A 13,665-nucleotide genomic window follows, 5' to 3' on the forward strand; every position below is an offset into this window, starting at 1 on the left:
CATGGGCAGTACGGCCGGCCCCGATGAGGTGAATTCACGCTGCGGTCTCTGCTGGACTCTGGCGGGAAACACCGGGCTGGCAAGATCGATGGTGGCCCATGTGCGGGCTGAGGAAAATCAGGAAATTGTTGGCTGCAAATGATGAAAAAACTGCTTAGGGTGCACCGTGAAAGCGCGGGATTGGCGAAGATGCTCACGGTCGGTGCAAGCCAGGAATTTTTACTGCCTGGGAGAATGCAATCGCTGGCAAGCCAGCGCCCACAGTAATCGTTGGTGTACCCGGAATGGGTGAACACCACAAAAACCTGTGGGAGCTGGCTTGCCAGCGATAGGGTCTACGCGGTATCAGCGCAACTGAAACCAGGTGGTTTTCAACTGGGTGTATTTGTCGAACGAGTGCAGCGACAGATCGCGACCGAACCCCGATTGCTTGCCACCGCCAAACGGCACCGTCACGTCGAGGGCATCGACTGTGTTGACCGATACCGTACCCGCCCGCAGTCGTCGCGCCACGCGGTGTGCGCGATGCAGATCATCGGTCCACAGTGACGCCGCCAGCCCATATACGCTGTCGTTGGCCAGGCGCACCGCCTCGTCTTCATTGTCGAACGGCATTACCACCAGCACCGGGCCGAACACCTCTTCGCGAAACAACGGCATATCGGCACTGACGCCGGTGAAAATCGTCGGTTCGATGAAGTTGTCCGAGCCATTGAAGCGCTGCTGCTGACCACCACACACCAGGGTCGCACCCGCCTGCTCGGCACCGCGAATGGCGCGCAGGATGCTCGCCGTCTGCCGCTGATCGACGATCGCTCCGGCACGGCTTTGCGGGTCGAGCGGATCACCCGGCAGCCAGCGCTCAGCCTGGGCTTTCAGGCGTTCGACAAACTCATCATGAATCGAACGCTCGACCAGCAACCGCGAGTTCGCCGAGCACACTTCGCCCTGATTGAAGAAGATCCCGAACGCGGCTTTTTCCGCCGCCAGATCCAGATCGCGACAGTCCGCGAACACCAGATTGGCACTTTTGCCGCCGCACTCCAGCCACACCTGTTTGAGGTTGGATTGCGCCGAGTACTGCATGAAATACTTGCCGACCTGCGTTGAACCGGTGAACACCAGGCAATCGACATCCGCGTGCAGGCCCAAGGCTTTGCCGGTCTGCTCACCCAGCCCCGGCAACACGTTGAGCACGCCCGGCGGCAGGCCCGCTTCCAGCGCCAGCTCGGCCAGACGCAACGCGGAAAACGGTGATTGCTCGGCCGGTTTGAGGATCACTGAGTTACCCGCCGCCAGCGCTGGCGCGAGCTTCCACGCGGCCATGTCCAACGGAAAATTCCACGGCACCACGGCCGCCACCACGCCCAGCGCTTCACGGGTGATGGTCGCCAGCACATTGGCGGCGCCGGGGGCGATCTGGTCGTAGAGTTTGTCGATACTTTCGGCGTACCAGCGAAACACCCCGGCGGCGCCCGGCACATCAATGTTGTAAGCGTCCATCACCGGTTTGCCCATGTTCAGCGAGTCGAGCAGGGCCAGTTCTTCGCGATGCTCCATCAGCAGGTCGGCCAGACGCAGCAGCACCCGTTTGCGCTCGGCGGGCGGGCGTTGCGCCCAGGTGCCGGCCTCGAACACTTGTCGCGCATTAGCCACCGCCGCGTCGACATCGTCCTCGCCACACGCGGCGACATTGGCCAACACCTGGCCGGTAGCGGGATTGATCGCGGCGAAGGTCTGCCCCGATTGCGCAGCGCAATGTTGGCCATTGATTACGGCTCGATCGGGAAACTTCAAGGCAACGGCCTGGCGCTGCCACTCTGCAAGTTCGAACACGTCGAATGCTCCTTGGACGTTATTGTGCAGTCGATGGTGGCGCAGGCCCGGACGGGCGAAAATTAGTAAAAATGTCTTCGCAGACAATGAAAAAACTGCTCAATCGGTTTCCCCAAAACCGCTGTGGATGACTAAGGTTCAAGGATAAAAACAACGTCGCGCAGCGGACGCGGCGGCGCACAAATTGCTTGGAAGTCGAGTCCGCTCGTCCTGAGGTTTGCCGTGGCCGCCTACAATTTGCGTCAGCTCAAATACTTCATCACTACAGTCGAATGCGGCAGCGTTGCCGAAGCCTCGCGCAAGCTGTACATCGCGCAACCGGCGATCTCTACGGCGATCAAGGGTCTGGAAGACAGCTTCGCCGTGCAACTGCTGATTCGCCATCACGCCCAGGGCGTGTCCCTGACGCCCAGCGGGGCACGGTTTTTTCGCAAGGCGCAGGAGCTGTTGCGCATGGCCCGGGAGTTCGAGCAGAACGCCCTCGCCGACAACGACATCGTCGCCGGGCAGATCGACATCGGCTGCTTCGAAACCGTCGCCCCGCTGTACCTGCCGCAATTGATTGCCGGGTTTTCCGCGCTGTATCCGGGAGTGAAAATCCGCATCCGCGACGGCGAGCAGCAGGAACTGGTGCAAGGCCTGACCTCGGGTACGTTCGATCTGGTGATCCTCTACGAACACGAACTGGATGCCACCATCCAGACCGAACCGCTGATGCCGGCACAACGGCCGTATGCGCTGCTGTCGGCCGATCATCGCTTCGCCGAGTACAAGCAAGTATCGCTGCGCGATCTGTACCTGGAGCCGATGATTCTGCTCGACGTGCAGCCGAGCCGAACCTACTTCGTCAGTCTTTTCGAAGAACTTGGCCTGACCCCGCGCATCGAGTTCAGCTCGCCTTCGATCGAGATGGTGCGCGGCATGGTCGGCCAGGGTTTTGGCTTCTCGGTGCTGGTGACGAAGCCGCACTCGGAGTGCACCTATGACGGCAAGAAAGTAGTGTGCGTCGACATTGTCGAAGATGTCACCGGTTCAGGCCTGGTTGCCGCGTGGCTCAAACGCGGGCAACTGACCAAACCGGCGCAGTTGTTCGCCGATTATTGCCGGGAACAACTGACGGGCAAGGCTACGATCTTTTGATCTTCAGGTGCCGCGGGGCTTGGCCCGCGCCGTGGCCTCGGCCACCAACGGATCGTCCGGCCAATAATGCTTCGGATACCGCCCCTTCAGATCCTTCTTCACCTCGGCATAGGTGCTGCGCCAGAAGTTGGCCAGATCCTGCGTCACCTGCACCGGCCGGCGCGCCGGGGACAACAGGTGCAGCTTGACCACTTGCCGGCCGCCGGCAATTCGCGGCGTCTCGGCGAGGCCGAACAGCTCCTGCAAACGCACCGCGAGAATCGGTGGCTGTTCGCTGTAATCCAGACGAATCGATGACCCCGACGGCACGCTGATGTGATGCGGCGCCAGCTCATCAAGCTTCTGCGGCAACGGCCACGGCAGCAGATTGCGGACGATGCTCGACAGGTCAAGATTGGCGAAATGGCTGAGCCGCGAGACCTTGCCCAGGTAAGGCATTAACCAATGCTCGAGAGTTTTCAGCAACGTTGCATCGCTGACATCCGGCCACTGACTGTCATCCTGCGTAGTCAGATCCAATTGCCGTAACAGGGCAACCCGCGCCTGCCACTGGCGCAGTTCCGGCGTCCACGGCAACAACTCCAGCCCCTTGCGCCGCACCAGATTGACCAGCGCCTGACTGCGCGCCGCTTCGTCGAGACCGGTCAACGGTTCGCGGCTGAGGATCAGTTCGCCGACCTTGCGCTGACGCTCGGCGCGCAGCACGCCTTCGCGCTCGTCCCAGTCCAGTTGATCGACGACGTGCACTTGCTCGGCGAGCACCGAATCGAACAGCGCCGGATCGAAATCCGCCGCCAGGTAAATCCGTTCCTCACGCTGACCCTGACGGCTGCCGAGGTCGGCGATGACAATCCACGCTTCCTTCATCAGGCTGTCGGCTTCGGCGAACAGCGCAGCGCGACCATTGGCCAGACGATATTCAGCGCCACCGGCACGCCGCTGCTGGGCAACACGATCCGGGTAGGCCAGCGCCAGCAACGCTCCGAGCCAGCGTGGGTGATCGGGATCGCTGACCGGCTCGCTGGCCTTGCCGCGCAGGTAACCCCGATATTGCCGCGCCAGTTGCCGCGCACGTTGCACACCACCCTGTGCACCGCGTGCCGCGCGTTCTTCGCCGGAGAGCAGCACCAGGCGGCTGTGCAGATCGGCACCGGCACCGCGCAAAATATCGCGCTCGCCGAGCAGTGCCGCGACGTCGCACGCCATGTGCGCCAGCCCCAGCGCCTGACCGCGCAGCAACAGATGGGCGATGCGCGGATGCGCCGGCAACTCGGCCATGGCCTGACCGTGCGCGGTCAGCGCCTCGCCTTCAAGTGCGCCCAGGCGCTGCAACAAATCCTGCGCCTGTGCATAGGCCGCTGCCGGCGGCACATCGAGCCAGACCAGTTCGCCCGGGATCACGCCCCAGCGTCCGAGTTGCAGCGCCAGGCTCGCCAGATCCGCCGACAGAATTTCCGCACTGCCGTAAGCGGCGAGTTGCTCGTGCTGATCCTGCGACCATAAGCGGTAACACACACCCGGCTCCAGACGCCCAGCCCGACCCGCACGCTGGGTGGCGCTGGCCCGGGAAATGCGCTGCGTATCGAGGCGGGTCATGCCGCTGCCCGGGTCGAAGCGCGGCACCCGCGCCAGCCCGGCGTCGATCACCACGCGCACGCCGTTGATGGTCAGGCTGGTTTCGGCAATGTTGGTCGCCAGCACCACTTTGCGCTGGCCGGTCGGCGCCGGGTCGATGGCAGCGCGCTGGGCATTCAGATCCAGTTCGCCGTGCAACGGGCAGAGCAATACGTCTTCACGCTCGCCGATGGCATCGCTCAGTTGCTGATGCACGCGACGGATTTCCGCCTGCCCCGGAAGGAACACCAGCAAGCTGCCGCTTTCATCGTGCAGGGCTTCAAGTACGGTCTGGGTCACGCGCTGGTCGATGTATTCGCCGGGCTGGAACGGCCGGCCCCAGCGCATCGTCACCGGGTACATGCGCCCTTCGCTGCGCAGGATCGGCGCGTCATCCAGCAACCCGGCCAGACGCTCGCCTTCCAGCGTGGCGGACATCAGCAGAATCTTCAGCGGCTGTTCAGCGCGGAACAGTTCACGACCGTTCAAACTCAGGGCCAAGGCCAGATCGGCATCGAGGCTGCGTTCGTGGAATTCGTCGAAGATCAGCAGACCGACGCCTTCCAGCGCCGGATCATCCTGCAGACGCCGGGTGAGGATGCCTTCGGTGACCACTTCGATACGGGTGTTGGGGCCGACCTTGCTGTCGAGGCGGATGCGATAGCCGACGGTTTCGCCAACCTTCTCACCCAGTTCGCTGGCCAGACGTTCTGCGGCTGCACGCGCGGCGAGACGGCGCGGTTCGAGCATCAGAATGGTCTGCCCGGCCAGCCACGCTTCATCGAGCAAGGCCAGGGGCACGCGGGTGGTTTTACCGGCGCCGGGCGGTGCTTCGAGCACGGCTTCGTGGCGTGTCGCCAAGGCTTCACGCAGGGCGGGTAAAACTTCATCGATCGGCAAAGAAATCATGCTGGCTCCCCAGGGCGTGCCCACAGTAAATTGCGAGTCGCGTTAAAGCTGTGAGCGTGCCAGGCAAGGCGCGGGACGCAGGTAAGGGTCGTTTCCTTGCCAAGTTCCGCAACGCAGCATGGCGCGCTCACAGCTTTAGCCCGGAGGGCCGAACCCCGCCAGGATTCATCAACCTTCACGCGGTGTCGATCTGGAGAAAACAACTTCAATCCTCAACATATTTCAGTAGGGGTGAGACGAGGCCGCAATTTACTGTGGGCGCGCCCTGCCGAGGGCGAGTATAACGGCGAACTGCTTGGCGTTCGTCAGGGTCTTAACTTCACACAACGACGCTTCGTTATTTGATGATTCAGGAGACATTTCTCATGCGTTCACCTTCTCGCCTGATCGGCGGTGTACTGGTCGCCACCCTGCTCACTCAACTCACCGCCTGCGGTTCGATTTTCTATCCAGACCGTCGCGGCCAGATCGACGGCAAGATCGATCCGGCAATTGCCGTGCTCGATGCCGTGGGCCTGCTGTTCTACGTGATTCCCGGGCTGATCGCCTTTGCCGTGGACTTCACCACCGGCGCGATCTATTTCGAACCGGGCCACACCGCCCAGGTCGATCCGGCCAAGCTCAAACAGGCGGTCGGCCCGGACGGTCAGGTCGATAACCTCAAGTTGCAGGCTATTCTCGAAACTGAGCTGGGCCGCAACCTGCCGCTGGACGATCCACGCCTGATCCAGCACAAGGGCAGCACTCAGCAACTGGCGATGTTTGGCCTGCAACCCGCCGCATAAGGAAATCACATGACCACCAGCCCCGAACATGCCCGCCTGCTGCGGCTGGCAACCCGCGCTTCGGTGGCGGTGGCTTGCACGCTGATCATCGCCAAAGCCATCGCCTGGTGGCTGAGCGGTTCGGTGAGCATGCTCGCCGGCCTCACCGACTCGGCGCTGGATGGCGTCACCTCGCTGCTGAATCTGCTGGCGGTGCATTACGCACTGCGCCCGGCCGATGACGATCACCGTTACGGCCACGGCAAGGCCGAATCGCTGGCGGGCATGGCGCAGGCGCTGTTCATCGGTGGCAGTGCGGTGCTGATTGCGTTTCAGGCGTATGAACGCATTCAGCAACCGGAGCCGCTGGGCGCGCCGTGGCTGAGCATCGGCGTGATCGTGTTCTCACTGCTGCTGACCGCGGCGTTGCTGACGCTGCAACATCGAGTGATCAAGCAGACCGGTTCCAACGCGGTGCGCGCCGACTCGCTGCACTACCGGTCGGACATGCTGCTCAACGGCAGCATTCTGATCGCGCTGATCCTCGCCGGCATGGGCTTTCATCAACTCGATGCGTGGTTCGGCCTGGGGATTGCCGGGTACATTTTGTGGAGTGCGATCCAAATCGCCCGGGAAAGTTTTTCGGTGCTGATGGATGAAGAGCTGCCGACGGACGTCAGTCAGCACATGCTCGAACTGGCCTGCGCGGTGCCCGGTGTGTTGGGCGCGCATGACTTGCGCACACGGATCTCGGGAAACCACTGGTTTGTGCAGTTGCATCTGGAATTGCCGGGAGAGCTGACCTTGTCAGTCGCCCACGGCATCAGCGATCAGGCGGCCGATGCGATTCACGCCGCCTACCCGCGGGCCGAAGTGCTGGTGCACGCCGACCCGCAGGAAGTGGTCAAGACCGAACGGGCACAAACCCGGATTCAGTAAGACACCTGATAACCGCGACTGCTCAGGCAATTACCCTGGGCCTGACGGTAAGCCTGCACCACTTGTGGCGCTGGCTGATACGTCGCGGTGCGCGGATCGAAACCGCTCTGCTGCACGGCGTATTGGTAGCACTGGTAACCGTCCTGCTGCACTTGTTCCGGCGACTGGCCGTTGGCCGGATAAGCCTCGACGTCATAGCCCTGGGATTGCGGCTGCGGTTGCGGCGGTTGTTGCACCGGTGGCTCGACCACCACGTAATCCTGGGTGCTTTCTTCGTACGCATAATAGGAGCCGGCAGCGAGGAACAGCAGCGCACCGCCGATCCACACTTCACGGGCGTAGTCCGGCAGATAATGGGTACGAATGCCCCGTGGCGGCTGCACGACGATGTAGCGTGGGCCTTGCGGGCGATACCAGTAGCCACCGGAATAGAAGTAATCCTGGCCGCGATACGGCACGCGGTATTCGCGATCCGGGAAGCGGTCGATCACATGCCCCGGGCGGTATTGCGGGCCGGGGCCCCAACCGTTGCCATGCCCGTCCGGGCGACCCGGCCAGCGATTATCGTTGGGCCGATTGTTGCCGGCCTGCCAGTGCTGGTTGTTGTAGCCGTTTTGCGGACGCTCATCGCGGTAGTAACCCTGGCGCGGCTCCTGAGTCTGGCGCACGGCGTCGGGCCGTGGCTGGATTGGCAGGTTGTTGGCCGGAGGCGGCGGTGGCTGATGCACCGGGGCCGATTGATTCGGCGCGCGGTTCTGGTTCTGCCACTGACCATTGTTGTGCTGCTGGCCGTTGTGCTCGAACTGGCGGCTGTTGTCGCCCCGAATGATTTCATTGTTCTGCGGCCGCGGCTGGTTTTGCGGCGGCGGATTGTTCTGCCCGTGCGGCGGATTGTTGCCACCATGGCCTTGATTGTTGCCCTGATGCTCCGGACCACGCCCGTCATTCTCGGGACCACGGTTCTGCGGCTCATCGGCAAGCGCTTGCGCACTGACACTCACACATAGCAAACCAACACTGGCCAGACGCCAGATGCGCGACTTCATGCTTTTCCTCACTGCGGGCTAGGCCTGTAATTGAGTGGACCTGTAGCTAAGACCGGGAAACCACAGTCCGGGTTCTGCGACAGGTTATCAGTCACGCAACTTATTTATTGAGGCCGGCATTCTCCGTGGCGGGCAAATCGCAGGCAAGAAAAAAGGGAGACCCGTCGGCCTCCCTTTAGAGAACTTCGTCCTGGCTCGACGCTTTTGACGTCGGCTCACCTCACGCCGTCTTCTGGACAGTGTGCAGCTCGGGGGCCGGCACATCCCCGGTGGGGGTGGCGGCCGCGGCGGGCCTGATTGGGCGGGCCGCAGTGGACTGTGTTACCGAGCAGTGATTCTGGTGATAAGAATAGGCCGCGAGGCGCGACAGAGGATTGCGAAGATTGCTCAAATAAACACCGCTTGCGCAATTTTTAACCCTGGATAGATAATCCGCCGCAATAGTTACAACCAAGGACAGATTCATGAGCAAACTCGACCGTTATGACCTGAGCATTTTGGCGGAATTGCAGCGCGACGCCCGCATCTCCAACCAGGAACTGGCCGAGCGCATCGGTCTGTCGCCCTCCCCCTGCTCGCGCCGGGTCAAGCAACTGGAAGACGACGGCTACATCTCGCGCCAGGTCGCCCTGCTCGATCGCAAGATGCTCGGCCTGAGCCTGACCGCCTACGTGCTGATCGGCATGGACCGGCACACACCGGAGCGTTTCGAGAACTTCGAAGCGGCGATCCGCACTCTGCCGCAGGTGCTGGAATGCAGCCTGGTGACCGGCGTGGACGCCGACTATCAACTGAAAGTGGTGGTGCCGGACATGGATCATTATCAGAAGCTACTGCTGGGGCATCTGACCCGGATTGAAGGCGTAACCAGCGTGCGTTCGAGTTTTGTGTTGAATCAGGTGCTCAATAGCACTGAACTGCCGCTGACCCATCTGCGCAGCTGACATCGCCTTCGCGAGCAAGCCCGCTCCCACAGGGAAATGCATTCCAACTGTGGGAGCGGGCTTGCTCGCGAAGGGGCCGGCACAGGCGACCACCATCACTGCGGCACACCGACACAGGTCAATGCGCCCGCAATCCCCCTCGGCGTATAATCGCCCAGCCCTTTCAGCCCTGTGCGCGCCGGAGATGCCCGATGGATCCTGCAGTATTCGAAGAGTGGATGATGACTGGCCTGGTCAGCATCCTGATCATTTTCATGGGTTTCATCGTCTGGGATCTGGCGAAGAAGTCCAAGGCCGGGCGTTTCGGCTCGTTCATCCTGTTCTTCGTCCTGGGCCTGGGCGTGGCCGCATTCATCATCAAGAGTGTGGTGATCGGCCTGATCGAATCCGGCGCTCTATAGACGCGCCGGCACTTCTTTCCACTGACCCTGATCGAGCCCTTCGAGCGTCCAGTCGCCAATCCGCACCCGCACCAGCCGCAACGTCGGCAGCCCTACCGCAGCGGTCATCCGCCGTACCTGACGGTTGCGCCCTTCACGAATCACCAGTTCCAGCCAACTGGTCGGCACCGTCATGCGAAAGCGCACCGGCGGATTGCGCGGCCACAACTGCGGCTCATCCAACTGCCGGGCTTCGGCGGGCAGGGTCATGCCGTCATTCAACTCGACACCTTCGCGCAGACGCTGCAATTGCTCGGCAGTCGGCACGCCTTCGACCTGCACCCAGTAAGTCTTCGCCAGTTTGTGTTTCGGATCAGCGATGCGCGCCTGCAACTGGCCGTCGTTGGTCAGCAACAACAAGCCTTCGCTGTCGCGATCAAGGCGTCCGGCCGGATAGATACCGGGCACGTCAATGTAATCCTTGAGCGTCGCCCGCCCGCTTTCGTCGCTGAACTGCGTCAGCACATCGAACGGTTTGTTGAACAGGATCAGCTTCGGCTCGGCCGGCGGCGCCTTGGCGACACGACGTGGAGCTGAGGAGGATGGCTTCGCACCGGGACGGCGGGAAGGAGGACGCGGAGGACGGGACATGGGCAAAACAACATCTGGCGATCTGGGCTGACAATGCTAGTGCCCCGACCGCCAAATGACCACGACTAACCGTTAACGGAACGGCGGCTCGTCGAAGCTGCGCAGTTTGCGCGAGTGCAGCGAGTTGAGTTCGGTGCGCAGCAGATCCACCGCCTCGATGCCGATCTTCAAATGCTGGCTGACCGCACGCTCGTAGAACGCGTTGGCCGAGCCCGGCAGCTTGATTTCACTGTGCAGCGGTTTGTCCGACACGCACAGCAGCGTGCCATACGGCACCCGCAGGCGATAACCCTGGGCGGCGATGGTGCCGCTTTCCATGTCCACCGCCACGGCGCGGGACAGATTGATCAGCGGACGTTCCTGCGCCCAGCGCAGCTCCCAGTTGCGGTCGTCGTAAGTCAGCACGGTGCCTGTGCGCAGGCGCTTTTTCAGCTCCTCGCCCTTCTCGCCGGTGATATTGGCCGCGGCTTGTTGCAGCGCCAGCTGCACTTCGGCGAGTGCCGGGATCGGGATGTTCGGCGGCACTACGCGATCGAGAATCCCGTCGCGACGCATGTAGGCGTGAGCCAGCACGTAGTCGCCGATAGTCTGCGACTGCCGCAGGCCGCCGCAGTGACCGATCATCAGCCAGCAATGCGGACGCAGCACCGCCAGGTGGTCGGTGATGTTCTTGGCGTTGGATGGGCCGACACCGATGTTGACCAGGGTCACACCGTGGCCGTCATTGGCGATCAGGTGATAGGCCGGCATCTGGTAGCGGTGCCAGACCACGCCAGCGGCAATCGCCGACGCTTCGCCGTGATCCATGCCCTTCTCGATGATCACGTTGCCCGGCAAAACCATGCGCACGAAACGCGGGTCGTTGCGCAGTTGTTCCAGGCCATGAACGATGAACTGGTCGACATAGCGGTGGTAGTTGGTCAGCAGAATCCACGGCTGCACATGGCGCCAGTCGCTGCCGGTGTAGTGCACCAGGCGACGCAGGGAAAAGTCGACGCGCGCGGCATCGAACAGCGCCAGTGGCAGCGGATCGGTGTTTTCCCAATCGTAGAGACCGTCGGCGATGCCATCGGTGGCGGCGGACAGGTCGGTACTCGGGAACACCCGCGCCAGCACCGCAGCGGTAACGCCGGAGCCGGCCAGTTCATCGCCCTGCTCGACCACGTACGGATACGGAATGTTCTGCTGACTGACGCCGACTTCCACGGTCACGGTGAAGTCGTGCATCAACGGCACCAGCTGTTCCAGCAGGTATTTGCGGAACGCCTTCGGATGGGTGACGGTGACGCTGTAGGTGCCCGGCAATTGCACCTTGGCGTAGGCGCGGGTGGTCTGCGGCACTTCGCCCTGACACAGGTAGGTCAGACGCAGTTCGGGGTAACGAAACAGAGCACGCTGTTCGGCGTCGGGCTCGACGCGATCCTTGAGATACCGCTTGAGCGCCGAATTCAGCGCAGTGGTGGCCCGCTCATGCAGCTCGGCCAGACGATCCACGGCTTGTTCGGCGGTTTGAACGACAATAAACGCTTCGGTCACGATCAGCTTCCTGTGTTCTGACTTGCAGAGCTTCATCTTGCCTGCAACATCGCGTCACGGGAACAGTGGCGTTGTGGCTGTACCCAAATCTCCCTGTCAATGGAGATCCCCCTGTGGGAGCGGGCTTGCTCGCGAATGCGCAGTGTCAGTCGACCTATCCATTGACTGACACACCGCATTCGCGAGCAAGCCCGCTCCCACAAGGGGATTTGTGTTGAGTCAGAAACCCTGCGGGGTTGAGCGGGCGACGATGGCTTCGACGTCCAGGCCGCGCGGCAGTGCACCGTAGACCCGGCCGCCACCGCTCAAACGGCTGGCGATAAATGCATCACTCACTGCTGAGTTTCCGGCCTCCAGCAACAGCTTGGCCTGCAGCCCCAGCGCAATGTCCTCGGTCAACTGCCGCGCCCGATACTGAATGTCGCTGGTGTCCTTGAACTGTGCCTGCAACTGCTGGATATGCGCGGCCAAGCGCTTATCGCCATGGCCATCGCCCAATTCGCTGAACAACACATCGAGCACACCCGGTTCTTTCGATAGCGCACGCAATACGTCCAGGCACTGCACGTTGCCCGAGCCTTCCCACGTCGAGTTGACCGGCGCCTCGCGATACAGGCGCGGCAGAATGCTTTCCTCGACATACCCCGCGCCGCCCATGCATTCGGCAGCTTCATTGATCATTCCGGGGGCGCGTTTGCAGATCCAGTATTTGCCCACCGCCGTCACCAGCCGGGCGAATTGCGCTTCATGGCGATCATCCAGATGATCCAGCGCCTTGCCCATGCGCAGACTCAGGGCCAGCGCGGCTTCGCTTTCCAGGGCCAGATCGGCCAGCACGTTCTGCATCAACGGTTGCTCGCTGAGCAGTTTGCCGCCGACCTTGCGGTGCGCGCAGTGGTGGCTGGCTTGGGTCAGCGCCTGACGCATCAAGGCGCTGGAGCCGACCATGCAATCGAAACGGGTCATCGCCACCATCTCGATGATGGTCGGTACGCCGCGCCCCTCTTCGCCGACCATCCACGCCAGCGCGCCGCGAAACTCCACTTCACTGGAGGCGTTGGACTGGTTGCCGAGTTTGTTTTTCAGGCGCTGGATGTAGAACTGATTGCGCGTGTCGTCCGGGCGATGGCGCGGCAGCAGGAAGCAGGTCAGGCCCTTGTCGGTCTGCGCCAGCGTCAGGAACGCATCGCACATCGGCGCCGAGCAGAACCACTTGTGCCCGAGCAGTTCATAAGCCTGCCCCGGGCCGCTGGCACCCACCGGATAGGCCTTGGTAGTGTTGGCCCGCACGTCGGTGCCGCCCTGTTTTTCGGTCATCGCCATGCCGATGGTCACACCGGCCTTGTGCGCCATGCCGACGTTGCGCGGGTCATATTCGGTGGCGAGGATCTTCGGTAGCCACTGTTCGGCCAGATCCGGCTGCAAACGCATGGCCGGAACGCTGGCGAAGGTCATGGTCAACGGGCAACCGCTGCCCGCCTCGGCCTGGCTGTGCAAATAGCTCATGGACGCGCGGGCGACATGCGCGCCGTCCTGCGGATGCGCCCACGGCAACGAGGTCAAGCCATGTTCGATCGCGGTGCGCATCAGCTCGTGATAAGCGGGATGGAATTCCACCAGATCGATGCGATGACCGTAGCGGTCATGGCTGACGAATACCGGTTTGTTCTGATTGGCGAGGAACCCGGCTTCCATCAGCGGCCCACCGGCCAGAGCGCCGTAGGTGTCGATCCGCGACTCGGCCCAACCGGCGCCAAAACGGCGCGACCACTCCTGCAGCGGCAGATCAATGCGGTACAGGTTGGCGCCGTCCAGCGACGGTGGCTGGTTGGTGACTTCGTGGGTTTCGGCGAACTGATGCAGGTTCATGACGGGGCTCCTTTGGTCAGCCAAGGAATCCAGTTAA

At 62.3% G+C, this 13,665-nt stretch carries 11 protein-coding genes and 1 pseudogene; 6 read left to right on the forward strand and 6 right to left on the reverse strand.

The window, feature by feature from the left end; genetic code table 11:
* Window positions 1-345 precede the first annotated feature (345 nt).
* Entirely contained in the window at window positions 346-1,836 is a 1,491-nt protein-coding gene (locus V9L13_RS16890; protein ID WP_338800074.1) for an aldehyde dehydrogenase, read from the reverse strand.
* A gap of 222 nt (window positions 1,837-2,058) precedes the next feature.
* On the opposite strand from V9L13_RS16890, the gene V9L13_RS16895 reads away from it, so the two are divergent.
* Entirely contained in the window at window positions 2,059-2,976 is a 918-nt protein-coding gene (locus V9L13_RS16895) for a LysR family transcriptional regulator (protein WP_338800075.1), read from the forward strand.
* Between the two features lie 3 nt (window positions 2,977-2,979).
* Here the strand turns inward: V9L13_RS16895 and hrpB are convergent, their stop codons facing one another.
* Window positions 2,980-5,499 (reverse strand): ATP-dependent helicase HrpB, encoded by a 2,520-nt coding sequence (gene hrpB, locus V9L13_RS16900; RefSeq protein WP_338800076.1) that lies wholly within the window; start codon window positions 5,497-5,499, stop codon window positions 2,980-2,982.
* 365 nt (window positions 5,500-5,864) lie between these two features.
* Between hrpB and V9L13_RS16905 the strand changes: the two genes are divergently transcribed.
* Entirely contained in the window at window positions 5,865-6,284 is a 420-nt protein-coding gene (locus tag V9L13_RS16905) for a polyribonucleotide nucleotidyltransferase (protein WP_338800077.1), read from the forward strand.
* A gap of 9 nt (window positions 6,285-6,293) precedes the next feature.
* Window positions 6,294-7,202 carry a cation diffusion facilitator family transporter gene (locus V9L13_RS16910; RefSeq protein WP_103521008.1) on the forward strand — a complete coding sequence of 303 codons (909 nt, stop codon included), beginning with the start codon at window positions 6,294-6,296 and terminating at the stop codon, window positions 7,200-7,202.
* Here V9L13_RS16910 and V9L13_RS16915 read toward each other — a convergent pair.
* Entirely contained in the window at window positions 7,196-8,248 is a 1,053-nt protein-coding gene (locus V9L13_RS16915) for a DUF6515 family protein (RefSeq protein WP_338800078.1), read from the reverse strand. The genes V9L13_RS16910 and V9L13_RS16915 overlap by 7 nt on opposite strands.
* 464 nt (window positions 8,249-8,712) lie before the next feature.
* Here V9L13_RS16915 and V9L13_RS16920 point away from each other — a divergent pair, with 464 nt between their 5' ends.
* Both V9L13_RS16920 and V9L13_RS16925 read left to right on the forward strand, forming a co-directional pair.
* Window positions 8,713-9,192, forward strand: coding sequence for an Lrp/AsnC family transcriptional regulator (locus V9L13_RS16920; RefSeq protein ID WP_007909658.1), 480 nt, complete (start codon window positions 8,713-8,715; stop codon window positions 9,190-9,192).
* A 191-nt stretch (window positions 9,193-9,383) separates the two neighbouring features.
* Window positions 9,384-9,593, forward strand: coding sequence for a DUF2788 domain-containing protein (locus tag V9L13_RS16925; RefSeq protein WP_003228500.1), 210 nt, complete (start codon window positions 9,384-9,386; stop codon window positions 9,591-9,593).
* Here the strand turns inward: V9L13_RS16925 and V9L13_RS16930 are convergent.
* Together V9L13_RS16930 and amn are read right to left on the reverse strand one after the other, a co-directional pair.
* Window positions 9,588-10,223 carry a pseudouridine synthase gene (locus V9L13_RS16930; protein WP_338800079.1) on the reverse strand — a complete coding sequence of 212 codons (636 nt, stop codon included), beginning with the start codon at window positions 10,221-10,223 and terminating at the stop codon, window positions 9,588-9,590. The two genes, V9L13_RS16925 and V9L13_RS16930, sit on opposite strands and share 6 nt — an antisense overlap.
* Window positions 10,224-10,295: 72 nt before the next feature.
* Window positions 10,296-11,795 (reverse strand): AMP nucleosidase, encoded by a 1,500-nt coding sequence (gene amn, locus V9L13_RS16935; protein ID WP_177434769.1) that lies wholly within the window; start codon window positions 11,793-11,795, stop codon window positions 10,296-10,298.
* Window positions 11,796-11,836: 41 nt separating this feature from the next.
* On the opposite strand from amn, the pseudogene V9L13_RS16940 reads away from it, so the two are divergent.
* Window positions 11,837-11,962: pseudogene (locus V9L13_RS16940) on the forward strand (metal ABC transporter ATP-binding protein); the annotation flags it as partial.
* 16 nt (window positions 11,963-11,978) lie between these two features.
* Here V9L13_RS16940 and V9L13_RS16945 read toward each other — a convergent pair.
* Entirely contained in the window at window positions 11,979-13,628 is a 1,650-nt protein-coding gene (locus tag V9L13_RS16945; protein WP_338800080.1) for an acyl-CoA dehydrogenase family protein, read from the reverse strand.
* Window positions 13,629-13,665: the final 37 nt, after the last annotated feature.

It is taken from the genome of Pseudomonas sp. RSB 5.4 (assembly GCF_037126175.1).
Classification (GTDB): domain Bacteria; phylum Pseudomonadota; class Gammaproteobacteria; order Pseudomonadales; family Pseudomonadaceae; genus Aquipseudomonas; species Aquipseudomonas fluorescens_H.